Here is a 22,336-nt window from a genome sequence, read left to right on the forward strand (position 1 = left end):
ATTCCTCCTACTTTCATTGCAAGTTCTTTTTTAATTATTCCTAAAAGTATGGAATTTTATTCATCATTTTTAAAAATTAATCTTATCAAACAAAAATAAGAGATATAATTATACCTCTTATCCTTACTTTTTTATTATAAATCTTTTCTATAATAATTATTATCACGCCATGAAGAAAAATATCTCAAACTTTGATTTAGTATTGTACTAAACTTTATATTTATATACTAGTGATAATTTATATTTATTGCGTTAATAACTTTAACATAGTTAAACAAGTCTATCAAATGATAGTATTATCATAAAATATCTTGAATATTATCTTCTGAGAATACTTTTATCCCATTTTTTCTAAATAATTTTGCAGTAAGTCCTTCTCCTTTTATCTTGTTTTTAGAAAATTTACCATCATAAATATAATTACTTCCGCAAGAGGGACTCCCTTCTTTTAAAATCGCAATCTTTGCATTCACTAGCTTTGCAATCTTTAATGATTCTTCTGCACCTTTTTCAAAAAATTCAGTGACGTCTTCACCAGCTTTATTAATTACAAATATTTTTTTATCTCTTTTTGAAATTTCTGCTGGTAATCTTGGTGTAGTCATCCCCCCCAATTGTTCTGGACAAATTAAAACTGCTTTTCCTTCTTTAAATAATTTAACGCATTGTTCATTTTCATTATTACCTCCACTATATTTACAATTACATCCACAAAGGCATGCACTAATCACCATCATAAGTAACTCCTCCTTATCCTTTATTTATAGAAAAAGGCTAAAGACTCTCTAGCCCTTAGCCGTAAATATATTAATTAATATGTATCTTCTTCCCATTCGATCTTATTTAAATATAATTCTACATATTCATCGCTCATCTTAGGATTTATAGTATCCTCATGAGAAATAGTTATAGTTGACATTGCAATTGCATATTTTACTGTATCTTTTAATGATAAATTCTTCATATATCCATATCCTACACCTGCAACAAATGAATCTCCTGCTCCTGTAGTATTTTTAACAGTTACATTTTTAGCTTTAATTTTTCCTGTTTCTTTATTATTCATATAGTATATACCATCGGCATCTAAACTAATAAATACATTCTCTACCCCTTGAGATAAGAAGTAATCTCCTGCCTTATCTAAATCCTCTTTAGTATTTATCGGAAAACCACAAAGGATTTCTGCTTCATATCTATTTGGTTTTATAGTATGGAAGTATTTAATTAAATGTTTAATTTTTTCTGCTTTGGCTGCTGATACTGGATCTAAAACGAACTTTGTTTTTCCCTTATATGTAGTAAGTATATATTCAAGCATCTCTGCATCATCAGCATCAAGAATTGTATATTCAGCATTAGAAATTGCTTCTTTCTTTGAATCAATAAAATCAGTATCCATCTCATCTAAGCTTTCCATATCTACAACTGCTGATACCATATCTCCTGTGTGATCTAAAATTGCCATATACGTTGGAGTGCATCCGCCTTCAAGAATTAATGATTCCTCCATGTCATATCCAACCATCTTTGAATGTGATAAGATATTTCTACCATTTTCATCATCTCCTATGATTGATATAAATTTAGTATTTACTCCAACTCTTGCAAGATTTTCAGAAATATTTCTACAAACTCCTCCAAGTGAAATTTTAATATTTCCCGGATTTGAATCTTTACCTTTATATGTGTTTCTAGTAAAACCTAGTATATCAACAATTGATGCCCCTATAACTAGTATGTATGAATCTTTTTGTGTCATATTATCTCTCCTGTTTCTATTTCCCATTATTATAAAAAAACATACAATTATTATAAGTTACAAAAAGAAAAAAATAAAGAATATTTCTTTAATTTTTTAAAATAGTTAATGTAAAGGTTTGTAAATTGTCGTATTATGTCCTTTATTTAATATTTCCCTTTTAATTCGGTTAATTAACCTTAAAGAGATAGTTTATTTATTTCCAAAGTAAACTATCTCTTTTTAAACTTGTTAATTGTATATTAATTTTTTGTGAATTTATTTTACTTTAAGATAACAATTGTAACACCATCGCCACCTTCACCATAAACTCCTAATCTATAGCTCTTTACATGAGGATGTCTTTTAAGCATATCATTTATAGCTTTTCTAAGTACTCCTGTTCCTTTACCATGAACAATTGTTACTTCACCTAAGTTTGCCATGTAAGCATCATCTAAATACTTATCAGCTCTAAAGCAAGCCTCTTCAGAATCCATTCCTCTTAAATCAACTCTGCTTTCTATATTACTTAAATTTAATTTAACTTCTCTCTTTTTCTTTTCCTTTGCCTTTTTAACTGGCTTATCTAAGGCTCTTAAATCTTTAGCCTTAACACTTATTTTCATTATTCCAGCTTCAACTAACACTTCCCCTTTACTATCAGGAAGTGATATTACTATAACATTTTGATTTAGTGATGGAAGATATGCTTCCATTCCTAATTTAATCTCTTCTATACTTTCGCCTTTTTGTTCTTTTTGAGAGTAAAGTGATTTTTCTTTATCTTCTAAACTTTCTTTAAGCTTTCTTCTCTCTTCCTCAAGTCTATTTCTTCCGCCACCTGAGATACCCATTTTTTCTAGTTCTCTCATAGCCTTTAAAATTTCATCTGCTTCATCCTTAGCATTAGATATTATATCCTTAGCTTCTTTTCTAGCATCCATATATGCTTTATCTCTTGTTTTATCTAACTTTTCAAGCTTCTCTTCATATTTTCTTTTAAGCTTTAATGCGTCTTCCTTAGCTAATATAGCTTCCCTTGCATCTCTTTTTGCTATAATACTCTTTTCTTGAAGTTCTCTTATAAGATCTTCAAATTGAAGATTATCTTCAGCTATAAAATCTTTAGCCTCTTTTATTACACTTTCACTAAGTCCTAATCTTCTAGATATTTCAAAGGCATTTGATTTACCTGGAACTCCAATTAAAAGTCTATATGTAGGTCTTAAAGTTTTTACATCAAATTCAACAGAAGCATTTTCAACATCTGGAGTTCTAAGTGCATATCCCTTGAGCTCACTATAGTGTGTTGTAGCTACTACCTTACTTCCTCTTGCTTTTAAGTTTTCAATTATAGCTGCTGCTAGTGCCGCCCCTTCTGTAGGATCAGTACCTGCTCCAAGCTCATCAAATAGTACTAATGATTCTTTAGTTGCTTTACTCATTATATCAACAATATTTGTCATATGGGATGAGAATGTTGAAAGTGATTGTTCTATACTTTGTTCATCTCCAATGTCTGCAAATATTTCATTATAAAATGCTATTTTAGATCCTTCTTTTGCTGGTATTAAAAGCCCACACATACCCATTAAATGTATAAGTCCAATTGTCTTTAATGTAACTGTTTTACCACCAGTATTAGGTCCTGTAATCATTATTACATTATACTCTTCTCCTAAATATACATCTGAAGATATTACGTTTTTAGGGTCTATTAAAGGGTGTCTTGCTGATATCATATCAAAGCTTCCATCTTCACTTACAGTTGGATAAGTTCCATCTATACTTGATGCATAAGCTCCCTTTGCAAATATAAAGTCAAGTTCACCTAATATTTTATTATTACTTTTACATACATCAACATTATTTGAAACTTTATTTGAAAGATCTGTTAATATCCTTTCAATCTCTGCTTTCTCTTTTAGCATAAGTTCTTTAATTTCATTATTTAAATTAACTAACCCCATGGGTTCTATAAATAATGTTGCTCCCGTTGAACTCTGATCATGAACTATACCAGGAACTTGCCCTTTATATTCAACTTTAACAGGGAGTACATATCTCTCCCCTCTCATTGTATATAAATTTTCTTGAAGATATTTTGAATAGCTTCTAACTATACTATTTATTTTTTCTCTTACTGAGGAATTCTTTTCTTTTAAATTCCTTCTTATACTTCTAAGGGTAGATGATGCTCTATCACTTATCTCTTCTTCTGATACAATAGCTCTTTCTATTTCTTCCTCTAATCCTTTTAAAGGTTCTAAAATATATGCTAGATCTTCTATTCTTTCAAAAGCTACTTCAGCTTCATCTCTTTCTGTATACTTTTTAAATCTTCTTGAGCATCTTAGCATATTTCCTATATTTAAAAGCTGCTGGCAAGATAAAACTCCACCTTTACTAGCTCTTTCAATGCCTTCACTTACATCATACAATCCTTCAAATGGAGGTGCCCCTTTTGTAACCAACATATCTAAGGCTTCTTTTGTTTCTTTCAGTGCAATTTCTACTTCATATCTTGTTTCATATGGTGTTAATTTATCTATAAGCTTCTTTCCACCTTGTGTTTTTGAATATCTTTTTAAATTTTCTTTTACTTTTTGAAATTCTAAAACTCTAAATGTTCTTTCATTCATTTTTTATTCTACACCTCTTCTATAATGGCCTTTTGTATAATTTTTATTATCTATTAAACTTTTTCCATTAAGTTCATTTATAACTCTTCTTACTTCTTCTCTACTTTCATCAGTAAAATCAAGCCTTAAGCATTTGATTCCCATATCCTTTAAATCATCGATTTCTTCTATTAGGTTTATTGAAAGTGAATTTAATATATGGCTTCTACAAAATATATCAGTCATGACATTAAATTTTTCGTTTACCCTATCTATTAAAGTAAATGTGTCTTTTTCACAAGCTCTATTACATTCTTTATTGCTATCTTTAGTTCCGAATGTACTTCCTATTGGACAATATTCACTAACCATAAGCTCTGTTTTACCATATATCATCTTAGCAACATTTCCTTTAAATCCTTTTAATGAAGCTTTCATCTCTTTTCTATTAAGTTCTTCACTAATAGTTAATATATCCATATCCTCCTTATAGAATTCTAAGGTATCTTTATTAAATATATTTAATTTATAATCACCAATAATAAATAACTCATTTTTATATTTATTTATTATTCCAACATTAGATGTAAGCAGTCCCTTTATATATGGTTTACACTCTTCTATAACTTTAATGATTGCTTTAAATTCACCTTTTATTATATTAGGCAATCTAAGTATTAAATTACATCCTTTGCTATATTCCTTAAGATCATTAACTCTTATTCCATCTTTATGTCTATTAAATATATCCACTACAATATATTCAAAATCATTTTTCAATTCTTCAAATTGATCTTTTAATATTACTTTCGGTAATATATCTATATTTTGGCTATTTCTATCATTTGATATAAATTCTTTTTCATTTCCGTATCTTCTTCTTCTATACTTTGAACATTCTTTTTTTATTATTTGCTCAAATAGCTCTCTTCTAAGTTCATTTAACTCACCAATTCTCATAAATCCATCTTCAAATGATGAATACTCTATTTTATTAAATCTATATGGATATTCGCCTGACTTAAATAAAGCCTTTTCTATTCTCTCTTTATCTAAAGGTTTATTTGATGCTTCTTCTACAACACTACCTGAGACCTCATAATAGTCATCTCCAAATAAAGTTCCAAGCTTAACTTCTTCATTAATTTTAAAATGAAGATATCCTTTTAATTCAATTTTTCTTCCATAAGGTTTTATTCCTTCACTAAGTTCTGCGGTTAGCTTTTTATCAGACATTTTATAAAGATAATCTCCTTTTTTATATCCAATTGGGAATAATTTAACCTTATCTCCCTTAGCTGCCTCTTTTACCTCATTTTTATTTTTTATAATTTTACTAGCGGTGAATCCTCCATCTTTAACTCTGACTCCATCACCTAAACCAATCTTCTCTTCTAATAGTACTTCCCCATTTTCTAATACTCTTCCAAGTAATACACCTGTATTCTTAGGGAAATTATAACTCATCATATCTCTTCCAACGTTTTTATTTAAATATGCTTTTGAGAAACCTTCTCTATTAAATAATTGAAGTAATTCTCCCTTACCTTTTTTAACATCAAACTCATAATTATATATTTCTTTATCTACGGCTTTTCTATAATTTCTAACTACACCTGCTACATATTCAGGTCTCTTCATTCTTCCCTCTATTTTTAATGAATATGTCCCACTATCTATTATACTTTTTACATCTTCTATAGTACAAATATCCTTTGGTGATAAAAGATATCCTCTCTTCTCTCCACCTTTTTGTGATTTTAATGTGTATTCCATTCTACAAGGCTGTGCACATCTTCCTCTATTACCGCTTCTGCCTCCAATCATTGAACTCATCAAACATTGTCCTGAATAACATACACAAAGTGCTCCATGTACAAACATTTCTGTTTCAATTTTTAAATCAGTTGATATATGCTTTATTTCCTCAAAAGTTAATTCTCTTGATAAGACTATTCTATGAAAGCCTTTTTCTTTAAAATACATAGCTCCTTCACCATTATGAATAGTCATTTGTGTTGAAGCATGAAGTTCAAAGTCATTATACTTTTCTTTAATTACTTTAAATAATCCTAAATCTTGAATTATAAGAGCATCCACTCCTATTTCATAAAGATATCCCGCATACTTTAATGCTTTAGGAAGCTCTTCTTCCTTTAATAAAGTATTCATTGTCACATAAACTTTTACACCATAGCTATGTGCATAATCTATTGCTTTTTTCATATTTTCATTATCAAAATTTGAAGCATAAGCTCTTGCCGAAAACTTATCTCCACCTAAATATATGGCATCTGCACCATTATTAATTGCAGCATAAAGACTTTCCATACTTCCAGCAGGTGCTAGAACCTCTATTTTTTCCATTTACATCTCTCCTATAAACTTAACCATTTGTTCTTTTCTATATCACTTTAGTTTAACCTATTACTTAGCAAAAATAAAGTACTGAGTAAATGTAAAACTACTCAGTACAAAAACTTTACCTTCTCTTTAGTAACACTGGTTGACTCTCTGCTTTAGCCTTAGTAAGTTCAATTTGAGCATCTAATAACTTCTTTTCTAAATCAAGAACTTTATACTTACTACTTTGAAGCTCTATTCTTGTAGCTTTACCAGCCTCGATTAATGTCTTTCTATCATTTTCAAACTTAACTGTTTTTTCCTTTAATTCATCTAATATTTCTTTTTTATCTTTAACTTCTTCTTTTAATAAATCTATTTCTTCTTGAAGAGAATTTATTTCTAAATCTTTTTCTTCCTTTAAATTTTCAAAGTTCTCTATATTCTTTTCATTCTTACTTTTCTCTTCTTTTATTCGATGCTTAAGTTCTTCATATTCTGATTGAAGTTTATTTAAATTAGCACTTCTTTCATCTAAATTATTTTTAGCATCATCATACTTAATCTCATATTCATTTATAGTGTACTCATTATTCTTAATTTCATCTTTAAGTTCTTTTATTTTACTTCTAAGCATATCCATCTCTACTTGAAGAGAATCTCTATTAGTCTTTATTCTTTCAAGATCCTTAAGAATGCCTTCTCTCTCTCGTTTTACATCTTCAACTTCTTTTAATAAAACTTTATTTTTAAATAAACTACTATCAATTTCTTTCTTACTGCTTATATTCTCAGTTTCTAGTTTATTTATTTTTTTATTTAAAACTTTTTCACTATTTTCTTTTTCAGTTAATGTACTTTTTAACTTATTGTTTATCTCATTATTTTTATTTATTAAAGATACATTATCATTTTTAATTTTATTATTCTCTTCTTTTAATTTTGATATTTCAACTTCTTTACTCTTTATATTATTTAAGAAATCAGAAATATTAGCCTTTAATCTATTTCTCTCTTCTTTAATCTCATTAAGTTCTTTTAATAATGCTTCCCGATCATCCTTTAATCCATTTATTGCATTGTCTTTACTCTCTTTAAGATTAATGTTTTCTTCTTTTAATCTTGTTATATTACTCTTTAGCTCTTCAATAGTTTTAAAAAGAGTCCCTTTTTCATTTTCTATATTATTTTTTATACTTACTAAATTCTTAATTTCACTATCTGACTTATATAATTCATCTGTAATGTTTACAGCTGCAAGTACTGATGCTTGTGATATACTAAGCATAGGATTTTTGCCTAATATCTCTTTTATTCTCTCATCTACATATGAAGCAATATCTCTTAAATAATCTTCACTCTCTTTTCCCTTTAGGTTATAATCTACACCATTTATGTTAACTGTAATTCTTATCATACTACTCCACCTCTTAAAATATAATAATTCCTCTTATACTAATTATATTGGATATTTAAGGATTGTACAATTATGTAAAGTAAAAAGGTAATTAATTTTTAATAATTTTTATGATATAAAAAGGGTTAATCACAAAATATGATTAACCCTTTTAAATTTCGTCATTTTATTAATTATATTAAGACATTTTTCTATCTTAATATAGCTCCTAGTTTATGTTCAAGAGCTCTTAATATTTTATCATGAACTTTATTTACTTCTTTATCAGTTAAAGTCTTTGATTCATTTCTATAAACTATAGCATAAGCAATACTTTTTTTGCCTTCTTCTACTTGCTCGCCTCTATATATATCGAAAAGCTCTACTTTTTCAACAATATTTCCTCCAGCTTTTCTTATTGTATCTTCAATATCTTGAACTAGTATTTCTTCTTCAACTAAAAGAGCAATATCTCTTGTAACTGCTGGGAATTTAGGTAATACTTTATACTTTCTTTCAAGTTCAGCATTATCATATATAGCGTCTAAGTTTATTTCCGCTACAAAACATGGAACTTCTATTCCAAAGTTTTCATTAAGATCTGGATGTATTTCTCCAAATACTCCAGCTTCTGTCTTTCTTCCAACAATAAGTTTTGCAGTTTTTCCTGGATGGAAGCTTGGATTTTCAGATTCTCTTAAGAACTTAACTCCTTTAACTCCTAACCCATCAATTAAATTTTCAACTATTCCCTTTAGATTTAGATAATCAACATCACCATAAATACCAACAGTTAGTATATTCTTTTCTGTTGGAAGCTCTGTAGGATCTTCTGAAGGAATATAAACTTTACCTATTTCAAAAAGATACGCTTCACTATTATTTCTTGAATAGTTTCTTGCAAGTGATTCCATCATTGAAGCTAGAGTAGTTGTTCTCATTACACTATAATCTTCTCCTAAAGGATTCTTTATAGTAACTACACGTCTTAACTCACTATCTTCTGGTAAAGCTATCTTATCGAAAGCCTTTGGTGATATAAATGAATAACTAATAGATTGATTTAATCCACTTGCTGTCATTATTTCAACAACTTTATCATCTAATATTTCTTTTCTATACTTTGGCTCTCTCTCGGTTTGAACCTTAAATATAGTTCCTTCAATATTGTTATATCCATATATTCTTGCAACTTCTTCAGCTATATCTTCTTTGATTGCAATATCTATTCTAAATGTTGGGATAGTTATATCTAAATTATCTCCATTTATTTCAGTATTTAAATCTACTGAATCTAAGCATCTCTTCATTTCTTCTTTTGAAATACTTGTTCCTAGGAATTTATTAATCCAATTTGAATCAACTGATATACTTGAAATTTCTTTAACTTCATTATATACATCAATTGTTCCTTCCATAACATCTCCACAACCTAATTCACAAACAAGTGAACAAGCTCTATTTAAAGCAAGTTCTGCTAAATTTGGATCAATATCTTTTTCAAATCTTGAAGAACTTTCAGTTCTGATTCCAAGCTTTTTAGAATTTACTCTTATATTAGTTCCTTCAAAATTTGCACACTCAAATATTATTTCAGTTGTATCTTCTTTAACTTCTGAATTTTGTCCTCCCATTATTCCAGCAAGAGCTACAGGTCTCTCACCATCTTTAATACATAAAACTGTATCATCTAATTCTCTTTCTGAATCATCTAATGTTATAAACTGTTCTCCATTTAAAGCTTTTTCAACTACTATAGTATTTGTTTTAATCTCTCTTTTATCAAATGCATGCATAGGCTCTCCTATTTCAAGCATTACAAAATTAGTTATATCAACTATATTATTTATAGGTCTAACACCTGCTTCTAAAAGTCTATCTTGCATCCACTTAGGTGATGGTCCTATCTTTACATTTTTAACGCCTCTTGCCATATATCTTCTACATAAAGAATCCTTAACTTCAACTGTTAATTCATCATTTATATTTATATTTGAAGTAGTTTTATACTCCATATTTGGCATCTTATATGTTGTTCTAAGAGTTGCAGCAGTCTCTCTTGCCATTCCAACCATACTTAAGCAATCTGGTCTATTTGATGTAATATCAAAATCTAAAGTTTCTTTCTTAAGTCCTAAATATTCTTTAATCTCAACGCCTAAAGGAGCATCTTCTGGAAGAATCATAAGTCCATCTACTTCATCTTCTCCCTTAAGTCCAAGTTCAGCTTCTGAACAGAACATACCATTAGACACTATCCCTCTAAGTTTTCCCTTTTTAATTTCTGTCCCATCTGCTAGTGTTGACTTATGAAGCGCAACTGGTACAACATCTCCAACCTTCATATTTGTTGCAGCTGTTACTATTTGAATATCTTCATCTTCTCCAATGTCCACAAGACATACATTTAACTTTTCTGCATCTGGGTGCTTTTCAATAGACTTGAACTTACAAGTAACAACTCTATTTATAAGATCTCCTTGAACTATTATTCCTTCTAATGCTGATCCTGTAAGAGTTAATAAATCTCCAAGTTCTGTAGCATTTACATTTATATCAACATAATCATTTAACCAACTATATGGTACTTTCATTTTCTTACCTCCTGTTTTTAAGCTAAAATATTTTAGAATTGATCTAAAAATCTCATATCACTTTCGTATAATAATCTTATATCATCTATACCATACTTAAGCATAACCATTCTATCAACACCGAATCCAAATGCAAATCCTGAATATTCTTCTGGATCTATATTGCAATTTCTAAGTACTTGTGGATGAACCATACCGCAACCTAATATTTCAATCCATCCGCTTCCCTTACATACTTTGCATCCCTTACCTCCGCAAACAAAACATGTTGCATCCATCTCTGCTGAAGGTTCTGTGAATGGGAAATGATGAGGTCTAAATTTAGTCTTAACCTTATTTCCAAACATCTTCTTTGCAAATAGCTCTAATGTTCCCTTAAGATCTGCAAATGTAACTCCTTTATCAATTACCAATCCTTCCATTTGATAGAATATAGGTGAGTGTGTTGCGTCAACATCATCTGATCTATAAACTTTTCCTGGTGATATCATCTTAATTGGTGGGTTTTGATTTTCCATAGTTCTAACTTGAACTGGAGAAGTTTGAGTTCTTAAAACAAGATTATTATTTATGTAGAATGTATCTTGTTCACTTCTAGCTGGATGATCCTTTGGTATATTTAAAGCTTCAAAGTTATATTTATCAAGTTCTATCTCTGGACCTTCTTCAATAGTGAATCCCATTGAAACAAATATATCTTTCATACTTTCAAGAGTTAGGTCTAGTGGATGTCTCTTTCCTAATCTATTCTTCTTTCCTGGAAGAGAAATGTCTATTACCTCATTAGCTAACTTTTCATTCTTTTCTTTGTTTTTTATTTCCTTGGAAATATTTTCTACTTCACCTTCTAAAGCAGCCTTTACTTCATTAACCATCTTACCTACTAAAGGTCTTTCTTCTTTTGATACATCTTTCATACCTCTAAGTATAGTTGTAAGTTCTCCTTTTTTACCAAGGTACTTTACTCTTATTTCTTCAATTTCTGAAGAAGTCTTAGCATTTGTTATTTCTTTTAATGCCACTTCTTGAATATTTTTTAATTGTTCTTGCATATTCAAATTCTCCTTTCTTAACAATTCCAAATTAATTTTGCATAAAAAAAACCGCCCCTATAACAAGGGACGGATTATCCGCGTTACCACCCTAATTGGTCTAATATAAAAACAACTAGACCCAACTCGTAAATTTAACGATTTTACCCGCTAACTACTACTTAAATTCATAGTTAGAACTCCCAAGTGAACTTCAATATAATGTTTTTAAAATAGCTTACAGTCTATGGCTACTTCTCCCTTAAAAAACTAATTATACCTACTCTCTTGATCAACGCTTTATTAATTTAAAATTATACTATAGATTATACATATTATTTTCTAAAATTACAATAGTCTTCTTATTTGTCTAACTCTTTCATAAAGAATTATAGATGTAGCAACTCCTACATTTAATGATTCGGCTCCTCCTGGCATAGGTATTTTTACCTTTTTATCTGATATATTATAAATTTCGTCAGATACACCATTACCTTCATTACCAACTGTTATAACTATCTTACCAGTTAAATCTTCGTCAAAAAAGTCATTTTTTCCTTCTAATGAAGTAGCTACCAATGAAAATCCTCTTTCTTTTAAATCATTAATTACATTAAAGTCATCATCTTGTATTATTGGTATATAAAACATAGATCCCATTGTAGATCTTATTGTTTTATCATTATATATATCAACTGTACCTTTTGTTAATATAATCCCATCAATCCCAGCTGCATGTGCCGTTCTTATTATAGTTCCAAGATTACCAGGGTCTTGAACTTTATCACATAGTAGATAAAACTCACCATTTAATAATTTATCATTACTATCCATTAAGACTACTGCAAGAATTCCTTGTGGATTTTCTGTTCCACAAATTTCTAAAAACAAACTTCTATTTAACTTAAATATTTTACCACTATAATTATATTTCTCTATAAGCTCTGTTGTCTTACTTTCTAATTCATCAAAACAAAATATAGTTTCTATACTAGCTCCAGCTTTAAGCGCTTCCTCTACTAACCTAAAACCCTCTATTAAATATTTTTTTTGTTTGTTTCTATTTCTTCTATCTTTTAATTTTTTTGTTTCTTTATATATAGTGTTATCTTTACTTTCTATATAAATCAAATTCTGCACCTCATTAGTTAAATTTAACTATCATACCTTCTAACTTGCTTAAGTCTTCAGCAGAACCTATTGCAACAAATATATCTTTACCTTCAACTATAAAATCTGCTGGAGGAGAAAGATTTATCTCATCATCTCTCTTTATAGCCATAACGTTAATTCCATATTTACTTCTAAGCTTTAATTCACTTATAGTCTTATTTTGCCATTCTTCTGGTGCTTCTATTTCCATGATACTGTAATCTGGTGATAATTCGATAAAATCTAAAATACTTTCTGAAACTAAATTATGGGCTACTCTAACTCCCATGTCTTTTTCAGGTAATATTACTCTATCTGCACCTATCTTATATAATACTTTTGCATGTAAATCACTATTTCCCTTAGCAATTATATATTTAACACCAAGTTCTTTAACTAAAAGTGTAACCATAACACTAGCCTGTATATTAGATCCAATAGTTACAACTGCAACATCAAAATTTCTAAGTCCTAAAGTTCTAAGTGCACCCTCATCTGTTGCATCCATTTGAACTGCATGAGTAACTTTATCAGATATATCCTGAATTAAATCCTCATCCTTATCTATAACAAGAACATCATTTCCAAGTCCATAAAGAGTTTCAGCTACTGATGATCCGAATCTTCCAAGACCTATAATTACAAATTGCTTCTTTACCATTTAATTCATCCCCTAACCAATTAAAATCTTTCCTTCCGGATATTTATGTGTTTGTTTTTTCTTATTTCTTAAAAATGCTAAAGCTACAGTCATAGGTCCAACTCTACCACAATACATTGTTATCATTATTATGATTTTTCCTGCTGTGCTTAATCTTTGAGTAACTCCAGTTGTAAGACCAACTGTACCAAAGGCAGATGTTGCTTCATAAAGTATATTTATAAATGATTCATTCGGATCTGTAATAGATAACAACATTGAGACCCCTATAACAAGAGCCATACCTATTATTAAAAGAGCAAATGATTTATAAACTAACTCTTTTGAAAATCTTCTACCAAAAACTTGTGTATCTTCTCTACCTCTTATAACTGATATTACAGTTAAAATAACTATACCAAATGTTGCTGTCTTAAGTCCACCTGCTGTTGATCCTGGTGAACCACCAATAAACATTAATATTATAGTCAGGAATTTCCCGGAATTCGTCATTCCATCTGTAGATACGCTATTAAATCCAGCAGTTCTTGGTGACGCTGAAGCAAAATAAGAATTAAGTATCTTATCTCCGAATCCCATATTTCCTATAGTTTGAGGATTATTCATTTCAAATAGATACATTAATATAGTTCCACCAATTAATAATACGACTGTAATTAATATTACTATCTTTGAATGTACAGATAATTTCTTAAGACCTCTGTAATTATATAGTTCAAGCCACACGGTAAAACCAAGTCCACCTATTATAATTAAACTACTTATAGTAAGTAATACTACAGCATTACTTGAATATGCCGTAACTGAACTAAATCCTCCAAACAAATCAAAACCTGCATTACAGAAAGCTGATATTGAATGGAATATACTAAAATAGACCCCTTTTAGAAATCCAAATTGCGGAATAAATTGTGTAGATAATAAAAGTGCTCCAAAAAATTGCACTGAAAAGGTAAAACCTAAGACATATCTTACCATTCTAACTAGTCCTTGAATATTAAATGTATTCATAGCCTCTTGCATAAGTAATCTATCTCTTAGTGTTATCTTTTTGCCCAATAATACCGCTATAAAAGTTGCAAAAGACATAAATCCAAGTCCTCCAACTTCAATAAGAAGCATTATAACTATCTGCCCAAATTCATTCCAATGTGTTCCAGTATCTAAAGTTACAAGACCTGTTACACATACAGCTGAAGTTGAAGTAAATAACGCATCTAAAAAATTTGTGCTCTCCCCATTTGCTGATGAAATTGGTAAGCTTAAAAGTATTCCTCCTATAAGGATAACTATTATAAATCCTAGTGCTAATATTTGTACTCCACTTAATCTTAATTTTTTTATTGAAAATTTTTTCATTTAATCACCTCAACGGTTTATATCTAATGATATCTAATATTTATTATAAGCAATATAATATAAAATATTAGCAACTAAATTTTACTATCTATTTGTTAAAGTATTATTATATCTATATTAACATTCTATAAACATGAAACATTTTCCTTTATTTTTTTCTATATATAAAGAAAATGCGACCTAAGTCGCATTTTATAATTAAGCGTTTATATGTTTTTTAGCTACTTCAACTAATTCAGCAAATGCCTTTGGATCATTTATAGCGATCTCTGATAACATTTTTCTGTTTATGTCTATTTCAGCTAACTTCATTCCATTCATGAATCTTGAATATGAAAGACCATTCATTCTTGTAGCTGCGTTTATTCTAGCTATCCATAATCTTCTATAATCTCTTTTCTTTAATCTTCTACCAACATAAGCATTTCTTAATGCTCTGATAACTGATTCATTAGCTGTCTTAAATAACCTGCTCTTTCCACCGTAGTATCCTTTTGCAAGCTTTAATACTTTTTTATGATTCTTACGAGCGTTAACTGCTCTTTTAACTCTTGCCATTTAACAAAACCTCCTGCGTCCAAACTCTTATAGGTATGGTAATAATTTCTTGATTACTTTTTCTTGTGCTACTGATACGTATCCACCTTTTCTAAGTTTTCTCTTAGTCTTTGAACTCTTCTTAGTTAAGATGTGGCTTCTGAAAGCTTTAGCTCTCTTAAGTTTTCCTGTACCTGTCTTTCTAAATCTCTTTGCTGCACCTCTATGTGTCTTCATTTTTGGCATGATAAAATCCTCCTCTCAAAAGTTATGCCTTTTTTGGGCCTAAAATCATAGTCATGTTTCTTCCTTCTCTCTTAGCTGGCTTTTCCATGATACAAACATCTTCAAGCTTTCCTAAGAAATTGTCAAGAATCTTTTGGGCGATATCGCCTAATTGCATTTCTCTTCCTCTGAATCTTACAGTGACTTTAACTTTATCTCCATCTAATAGGAACTTCCTTGCTTTTTTAGCTTTAATTGCAATATCATTTTCTTCAATAGTAAGACTTACTCTGATTTCTTTGATATTAATAACTTTTTGTTTCTTCTTAGCTTCTTTTTCTTTTTTTGATTGCTCATATATGAACTTACCTAAGTCCATAATCTTGCAAACTGGTGGCTTAGCATTTGGTGATATCATCACTAAATCTAATTCACTTTCCTCTGCCATATTAAGAGCTTCTTTAGTTGGTAATATACCAAGTTGTTCTCCATCTTTAGATATTACTCTTATCTCTCTATCTCTAATCTTTTCGTTAATTATATAATTTTTACTAATAGCTTCCACCTCCGGGTTTTAACATTTAAATATACATATAAATAAAGGACGGCATAAAGCCGTCCTGTTTAATCAAATTCATCAAATAAACTAAACCATACTAACAACTTTCCACGAAGCGTTGCAGGTGAGAAACGGCTGTTTCTTCTTTACATGAGTTATTTTACTATTTTTCTTCATCTTTGTCAACACTTTTCTTTAGAATTCTACAACAAATTATTAACTTCATATTCGTTAACAAATTCTACTCGTTCGCCAAAGACATTTATTATTGTATCAATGAATTCTTTATTTGTACAGTGTTTTTTTCTATAAATTTTAATTTTTTTTGGAGCATTAGTTATAAGACCACTTATTATTACGTCTTCTATACTTGCATCCACTCCTAATTTACAATCAGTTAACTCATTCATAAACTCATCAAAAAGATCATTATTATTTTCATCTACTACATTGTATCCACCATCTTTATGGATTATAATATCAATCCTTTCAACCTTGCTATCTTGTATATCTACAAAATATTTTAGTAACTTTATGAATTCTCTATATTCCTTTTCTACCATATACTTCTCTACTACTTTATCTATAACTCTTTCTATATCATCTCTTAGTTCTCTCATTCTAAATGTTATAAACCCATTTATATTAAGTTCATTCTTTTCTTCTAAGCATTTCTTTATTTTTGAAACTATTTTATTTATCTTATTTTCACAATACACACTAGTTTCATCCTTAATGCCTCTTCGTCTATATAACGTATCCATAATATTTTTTTCAACTTCTAATATTTCATCTTGTTTTAAGAAAAAGTAAGTATCTGTTAAAAACTCAAACAATTCCTTTTCTTTATAGTTTTTAATTACTATTCCATATAATACTTCACTTATATATATTTTAATTTTTTCAAAAACTTCATCACTATAACACTCTTCATCACACATAACTTTTACAAGATGAGTCTTACCTTCAATCTTTTCAACTAAACCTATTACTATTTCTTTATTTTTTAGTAGGGTTTTCAATTCTTGCAACTCTTTTATAAAGTCTAATTCTCCCATATACGCTAACTTCAGCACAAGCATAGATTTCACTCCCTTCTTAGTAATAGTATGTATTAAATGTAATCCACCTATACTACTAATCATTTTGTAAAACTTCCTAGTTTTATTGATTTTTTAGCATATTAGTAGTAATTTAAGTATATATTTATATTTAGGAGGACATTTATGTATTCTTTTGTTGACTATAGGACAACAGACATTGAAATATTAAACTTAAAAAGACAAGGAGTTCAACCTATAAAGGTGCCAAAGTCCACACTCCTTTATGATGCTATTGATGGACATGTAGATATTCAATTAAATATCTTAGATAAAAAAAGTCAAACAATAATAGTTCATAAAAATATTGAAGAATCTTTTTTGAATAAATTAGAACATTTTTCAATCAACTTCATTCTTTCTAACAATTCATTAAATAGTAAATATCCTAATGATATAATTTTAAACGCTTTAATAACTGATAATTTTCTAATGCATAATCTTAAATATACAGATAAAAATATATTAGAAAATTGCACCATGAAAAAGCTACTAAACGTAACTCAAGGATATACAAAATGTTCAGTTTTAAATATTTATGATAAAGCTTTCATAACCTCTGATAAAATAATATATAACACTTTAATAGAAGAAAATTATGATGTTCTATTACTTCCACCTGGTGATATCATACTTGAAGGACTAGATTATGGTTTTATAGGTGGAACAGGTGGTATGATCGGAGATAATAAAATAGCTTTTTTCGGTAATTTAAAACATTATAAATATGGTTTGCAAGTTATATCTTTCTTAAAAAAGCATAATATTAAACCTGTTTATTTATCAGATTCTAAACTAATAGATAGGGGTAGCATATTAACTCTATAAGCTTCTCTATATAGTACGTTCTCATATTTAAAATGTTTCAGTTTTGAATAATAAAAGCTATAATTTTTTTATTTTTATAGCTTTTTTATATTTTCAAGTAACCTACTCAAGTAACCTACTTAATAAAATTTAAATTTGTAGTTCCATTCTCTCTATATTTTTCTAAAAACTCATGCATGCTTGCAATTATATCTAGTTTATCTTCTTTATTTAATCCACCTCTACCTAATCTATCACACAAAAATATTAATGTAATATCATTAATATCTACTGTTTTTGCCATTTCCTCTTCATTTCCAAAAGGTAATTTTTTTGTTATATATAGAAAATGCATATGATATTTTATTAAACTTTGAACCTTTTTTATAAAAACCTCATCAGTAAAGCCTATACCTTTAAGAAATAAATAACCTTCATCATAACCTACATTATCATGATTATAAGAAGTCCATCTTCCTTTTCTAAGTTTAGTAGTTTTTATCTTACCTATATCGTGTAAAAGGACTGCCCACATAAATACTCTTTTATCATTTGCATACTCTCTATAATGAGCAGCATTATCTACTACCATCATAGTATGATTCCATACATTCCCTTCAGGATGATGTTTTTCAGATTGCTGAATATCATATAATTTTTTAAGTTCATTAAGCGGTTCCTCATTAAGTTTTTCCTCTCTAAATAATTTATTAAAGTATTCAGATGGTTTTTTATCATAAAGCAAACTCTGTTCAATATCTTTTATTTTTATTTTAGGCATTTAAACTCTACTCCTTTCACCAAAATTATTTTAACCATTTTTATAAAAAAAATGTATTTTAAAAAAATTTTGTAATCTTTTTTTTAAAATCGAATATACTATAACTATAAGGCGCTGTAGCCAAGTGGTAAGGCAGAGGTCTGCAAAACCTTTATTCCCCAGTTCAAATCTGGGTGGCGCCTCCAAAACAAAAAAGATGAGAGCTAATCACAGCTCTCATCTTTTTTATCCTTTTTATTTACACTTTTCTAATAACTCTCCAATTTCATCATGAGTTACTTTATATTTTCTATTACAAAAATGACATACTATCTCTTCATCTTTTCCATCATCATAGATATTTCTTAATTCTTCTTCACCAATACTTATTAAAGCTTTTTCTATTCTCTCCTTTGAACAATCACATTTATATTGCGGTTCAATGCTATCTAATATTTTAGGCTCCATATCTTCAAATACTTCTTCAATTATTTGTTCTATAGTCATCCCTTCATCAATAAGAGTCGTTATTGGCTTCATCTCTTGAAGTCTATATGTTATTATATCAGCTAATAATTCATCTGCATCTGGCATCATTTGAATTATGAACCCTCCAGCAGCTTTTGTTGAAAGATCTTTATCTACTAATACGCCAAGTGATACTGCTGATGGAGTTTGTTCTGATACAGTAAAGTAATACGCTAAATCCTCTGCTATTTCTCCTGTATATATAGGAACCTGTCCTACATATGGATCTTTTAATCCCATATCTTTTATTACGTAAAGTAATCCATTAATTCCAACAGCCCCACTTACATCAAGCTTCCCATTTTCTTTTAGTGGTAAATCTACATTTGGATTTCCTATAAATCCTTTAACAGATCCATCTGAATGTCCAGTTACTGTAACTCCTCTAAGTTCTCCACCACCATCAATCTTTAATGTTATAGCTTCTTTATCTGATTTTAATTGAACTCCCATAAGTGAGCATGCAGTTAACATTCTTCCAAGTGCTGCTGATGCAACAGGCGTACATTCATGTAATGAAGTTCCTTCATTAACTAAATTTGTAGTGATACCTCCTATAAATCTAACCATTCCATTTTTAGCAGTACCTCTAATAATTTTATCCTTCATAAGTTATCCCTCCATCTCTTTTTTAACTACATATAATATTCTCTCTGAAGAATCTAACACTTTATTTTCTGAGTACCCTTCATATTTTCCTAATATACATAGTCCACATTCTTTTAGCATTTTTTCTATATCTTCCTCTTTATATGCTCTTTCAAAATGTTCCTCTTCAAATCTTTCATAAAGATCACCCTCTTTAATGAAGAAAGTTAAAAACATATTTGTTATTTCATCTTCAAATGTATTTTCCCATGAATAAAATACATCCTCAGAATTATAAGTATATATATTATTACCTAATATAGTAGATAATTTATAGTAAGAATTTATATCGAATATAAATATTCCATCATCCTTTAAATGATTAACTACTCCATTAAAATAGTTCATAAGATCTTCTTCTTCTAATATATAATTAGTAGAATCTAGCACGCAAGTTATTAAATCAAATTTATGATTCAATGTAAGTTCTGTCATGTCTTGACATACTATTCTACTCTTAATTTTTTCTTTTTTAAATTTTTCAAAGGCTTCCCTTAACATGTCCTCTGAAAGATCTACTGCAAATGAGTTTTTAAAATCTTTAGCTACTCTAAGAGAAACATTACCTGTTCCACAAGCTAAATCTAAATAATCTATCTTTTCTATATTATATTCATTTGATATATCTCTAACTCTTTGTGCTATTTCATCATAGTTTATATCTTCGTTTATCAATTCATCATATATTTTAGCAAATTCACCATATGCCATAAAACTCCCCCATTCGCTTTATAAAAACACTACCATTTATATTATAATTAATTCTAGATTTAGTCAAACTAATTACTTACAAATTTATTATCATTAATTATTTTCTTCCTAATATCTCATCATTTGTTGGTATATGAAGCTTTTTTTTCCTACTTGTCATTATACCACCAATTCTTCCCGTCTCTTCAGCAGTAAGCGCAGCCCAGCCTCCTTCGTCAACCTTGTCTCTAAGACCTAATTCTTCTGCAATTTCATATTTTATTTTTTCTCTTAATTTTTCTGCATCTGTAAGCTCTTTGTTTGATTTTAATTTAGATTTTATAATTTTTTTTAAAGGCGTTTTACTCATATCATTCACTCCCATCTTTATTTTTATTTTATCCATAAAAAAATAAAAAATGTATTATTCTACTAGGGAACTAATATAATTATGTGAAAAGTTTTTTAACACTCTATTTTTTCTCGCTATTTTTTCCATAACTCTTGATATTTCTTTAATAAATCCTTATAGTTATTGTATAAATACAATTATAGAAAAAGTATTGGAGGGATTAATTTGTATAACATTGCAATAGTTGGGGCTACTGGTAATGTAGGTAGAAAAATATTAAGCATCTTAGAAGAAAGAAATTTTCCTATAAAAAATCTTTATCTTTTTGCTTCTAAAAGATCAGCAGGTAAAAAAATAAATTTTAAAGGAGTAGAATACGTAGTAGAAGAAACATGCGAAGAAAACATAAAATCTAAAGATTTAGATTTTGCGTTATTTTCAGCAGGTGGAGATACAAGTTTAGAATTTGCTCCTGTTTTTGCAGAAAATGGTGCTGTAGTTATAGATAATAGTAGTGCTTGGAGAATGGACCCTAAGGTTCCTTTAGTTGTTCCTGAAGTAAATCCTGAGGATATAAAGTGGAATACTGGAATTATAGCTAACCCAAACTGTTCTACAATCCAAGCGATGCCTGTATTGAAAGCTATCCATGATAAATATGGTTTAAAGAGAGTTGTATACTCTACTTATCAAGCTGTATCTGGTGCAGGAATGCAAGCAATACAAGATTTAGAAGATGGAATGAAGGGAATAGCGCCTAAAAAATTCCCTAAACCAATAGTAGGTAATGTATTACCTCATATAGATGTATTCTTAGAAAATGGATACACTAAAGAAGAAATGAAAATGATAAATGAAACTAGAAAAATTCTTCATCTTGATGATTTAAAGGTAACTGCTACTACTGTAAGAGTTCCTGTATTAAATTCACATAGTGAAAGTATTAATGTAGAACTTTTAAATTCTTTTGAACTTGAAGATGTAGTTAAAGTTTTAGAAGCTGCACCAGGAGTTATAGTTTATGATGATGTAGACAACCTTAAGTATCCTACTCCTCTTGAAGCATCAGATAAAGATGATGTTTTTGTTGGAAGAATAAGAAGAGATTTTAGTATCGATAACGGATTAAACCTTTGGGTTGTTGCTGACAACATTAGAAAAGGTGCTGCATTAAATGCTGTCCAAATTGCTGAATTAATGATTAAGGACAAATAAGAATTGGAGGAATT

20 protein-coding genes, 1 tRNA gene and 1 other annotated feature are annotated in these 22,336 nt (G+C 29.0%); of the genes, 3 read left to right on the top strand and 18 right to left on the bottom strand.

All coding sequences use genetic code 11. The features are described 5' to 3' along the window. Window positions 1–299 precede the first annotated feature (299 nt). From ACQPUW_RS07125 to ytxC, 14 genes are all read right to left on the bottom strand, one after another. The gene (locus ACQPUW_RS07125; RefSeq protein WP_430836768.1) at window positions 300–737 is read right to left on the bottom strand and encodes a DUF523 domain-containing protein; all 438 of its coding nucleotides are present in this window, start codon (window positions 735–737) and stop codon (window positions 300–302) included. Between the two features lie 74 nt (window positions 738–811). After that, on the bottom strand, window positions 812–1,762 hold the full coding sequence (locus ACQPUW_RS07130; protein ID WP_430836769.1) for a carbohydrate kinase family protein: 951 nt from the start codon (window positions 1,760–1,762) through the stop codon (window positions 812–814). A 263-nt stretch (window positions 1,763–2,025) separates the two neighbouring features. Next, window positions 2,026–4,386, bottom strand: a complete 2,361-nt coding sequence (locus tag ACQPUW_RS07135) for an endonuclease MutS2 (protein ID WP_430836770.1) — start codon at window positions 4,384–4,386, stop codon at window positions 2,026–2,028. 3 nt (window positions 4,387–4,389) lie between these two features. Beyond that, window positions 4,390–6,732, bottom strand: coding sequence for a DUF3656 domain-containing U32 family peptidase (locus tag ACQPUW_RS07140; RefSeq protein ID WP_430836771.1), 2,343 nt, complete (start codon window positions 6,730–6,732; stop codon window positions 4,390–4,392). A 115-nt stretch (window positions 6,733–6,847) separates the two neighbouring features. Next, window positions 6,848–8,125, bottom strand: a complete 1,278-nt coding sequence (gene zapA / locus ACQPUW_RS07145; protein WP_430836772.1) for a cell division protein ZapA — start codon at window positions 8,123–8,125, stop codon at window positions 6,848–6,850. Between the two features lie 191 nt (window positions 8,126–8,316). Next, on the bottom strand, window positions 8,317–10,698 hold the full coding sequence (gene pheT, locus ACQPUW_RS07150) for a phenylalanine--tRNA ligase subunit beta (protein ID WP_430836773.1): 2,382 nt from the start codon (window positions 10,696–10,698) through the stop codon (window positions 8,317–8,319). A 32-nt stretch (window positions 10,699–10,730) separates the two neighbouring features. Beyond that, window positions 10,731–11,750 (bottom strand): phenylalanine--tRNA ligase subunit alpha, encoded by a 1,020-nt coding sequence (pheS, locus tag ACQPUW_RS07155; RefSeq protein WP_430836774.1) that lies wholly within the window; start codon window positions 11,748–11,750, stop codon window positions 10,731–10,733. Window positions 11,751–11,812: 62 nt separating this feature from the next. Beyond that, window positions 11,813–12,034, bottom strand: a binding site (T-box leader). Between the two features lie 43 nt (window positions 12,035–12,077). Continuing rightward, window positions 12,078–12,860 carry a TrmH family RNA methyltransferase gene (locus tag ACQPUW_RS07160; protein WP_430836775.1) on the bottom strand — a complete coding sequence of 261 codons (783 nt, stop codon included), beginning with the start codon at window positions 12,858–12,860 and terminating at the stop codon, window positions 12,078–12,080. Window positions 12,861–12,873: 13 nt separating this feature from the next. Continuing rightward, window positions 12,874–13,542 (bottom strand): potassium channel family protein, encoded by a 669-nt coding sequence (locus ACQPUW_RS07165; protein ID WP_204594245.1) that lies wholly within the window; start codon window positions 13,540–13,542, stop codon window positions 12,874–12,876. A gap of 12 nt (window positions 13,543–13,554) precedes the next feature. Next, window positions 13,555–14,901: a TrkH family potassium uptake protein gene (locus tag ACQPUW_RS07170; RefSeq protein WP_430836776.1), complete on the bottom strand. Its 1,347-nt coding sequence runs from the start codon at window positions 14,899–14,901 to the stop codon at window positions 13,555–13,557. Window positions 14,902–15,099: 198 nt separating this feature from the next. Continuing rightward, window positions 15,100–15,459 (bottom strand): 50S ribosomal protein L20, encoded by a 360-nt coding sequence (gene rplT, locus ACQPUW_RS07175; protein WP_430836777.1) that lies wholly within the window; start codon window positions 15,457–15,459, stop codon window positions 15,100–15,102. Between the two features lie 27 nt (window positions 15,460–15,486). Further along, window positions 15,487–15,684, bottom strand: coding sequence for a 50S ribosomal protein L35 (rpmI, locus tag ACQPUW_RS07180; RefSeq protein ID WP_024614980.1), 198 nt, complete (start codon window positions 15,682–15,684; stop codon window positions 15,487–15,489). Between the two features lie 22 nt (window positions 15,685–15,706). Further along, window positions 15,707–16,228 carry a translation initiation factor IF-3 gene (infC, locus tag ACQPUW_RS07185; protein ID WP_430836778.1) on the bottom strand — a complete coding sequence of 174 codons (522 nt, stop codon included), beginning with the start codon at window positions 16,226–16,228 and terminating at the stop codon, window positions 15,707–15,709. Between the two features lie 197 nt (window positions 16,229–16,425). Next, the gene (gene ytxC, locus ACQPUW_RS07190; RefSeq protein WP_430837290.1) at window positions 16,426–17,304 is read right to left on the bottom strand and encodes a putative sporulation protein YtxC; all 879 of its coding nucleotides are present in this window, start codon (window positions 17,302–17,304) and stop codon (window positions 16,426–16,428) included. Between the two features lie 144 nt (window positions 17,305–17,448). Between ytxC and ACQPUW_RS07195 the strand changes: the two genes are divergently transcribed. Then, window positions 17,449–18,150 (top strand): DUF6873 family GME fold protein, encoded by a 702-nt coding sequence (locus ACQPUW_RS07195; RefSeq protein ID WP_430836779.1) that lies wholly within the window; start codon window positions 17,449–17,451, stop codon window positions 18,148–18,150. A 115-nt stretch (window positions 18,151–18,265) separates the two neighbouring features. Here ACQPUW_RS07195 and ACQPUW_RS07200 read toward each other — a convergent pair whose 3' ends face one another. Next, a complete protein-coding gene (locus ACQPUW_RS07200; RefSeq protein ID WP_430836780.1) occupies window positions 18,266–18,910 on the bottom strand; it encodes an HD domain-containing protein in 645 nt (214 codons plus the stop codon). Window positions 18,911–19,020: 110 nt separating this feature from the next. On the opposite strand from ACQPUW_RS07200, the gene ACQPUW_RS07205 reads away from it, so the two are divergent. Further along, window positions 19,021–19,095 (top strand) — tRNA-Cys (locus ACQPUW_RS07205). 49 nt (window positions 19,096–19,144) lie between these two features. Here the strand turns inward: ACQPUW_RS07205 and hslO are convergent. The 3 genes from hslO to ACQPUW_RS07220 all read right to left on the bottom strand — a co-directional run bounded on the left by hslO (window position 19,145) and on the right by ACQPUW_RS07220 (window position 21,125). Continuing rightward, window positions 19,145–20,026 carry an Hsp33 family molecular chaperone HslO gene (gene hslO, locus ACQPUW_RS07210; RefSeq protein WP_430836781.1) on the bottom strand — a complete coding sequence of 294 codons (882 nt, stop codon included), beginning with the start codon at window positions 20,024–20,026 and terminating at the stop codon, window positions 19,145–19,147. A 3-nt stretch (window positions 20,027–20,029) separates the two neighbouring features. Further along, complete coding sequence (locus ACQPUW_RS07215) at window positions 20,030–20,776, bottom strand: class I SAM-dependent DNA methyltransferase (RefSeq protein WP_430836782.1); 747 nt, start codon at window positions 20,774–20,776, stop codon at window positions 20,030–20,032. 97 nt (window positions 20,777–20,873) lie between these two features. Beyond that, window positions 20,874–21,125 carry a small, acid-soluble spore protein, alpha/beta type gene (locus tag ACQPUW_RS07220; protein WP_430836783.1) on the bottom strand — a complete coding sequence of 84 codons (252 nt, stop codon included), beginning with the start codon at window positions 21,123–21,125 and terminating at the stop codon, window positions 20,874–20,876. Window positions 21,126–21,332: 207 nt separating this feature from the next. Here ACQPUW_RS07220 and ACQPUW_RS07225 point away from each other — a divergent pair, with 207 nt between their 5' ends. Then, complete coding sequence (locus tag ACQPUW_RS07225; protein ID WP_430836784.1) at window positions 21,333–22,322, top strand: aspartate-semialdehyde dehydrogenase; 990 nt, start codon at window positions 21,333–21,335, stop codon at window positions 22,320–22,322. The last annotated feature ends 14 nt before the right edge of the window (window positions 22,323–22,336 follow it).

It is taken from the genome of Clostridium sardiniense (assembly GCF_050584765.1).
In the GTDB taxonomy this organism is placed as follows: domain Bacteria; phylum Bacillota; class Clostridia; order Clostridiales; family Clostridiaceae; genus Clostridium; species Clostridium sardiniense_A.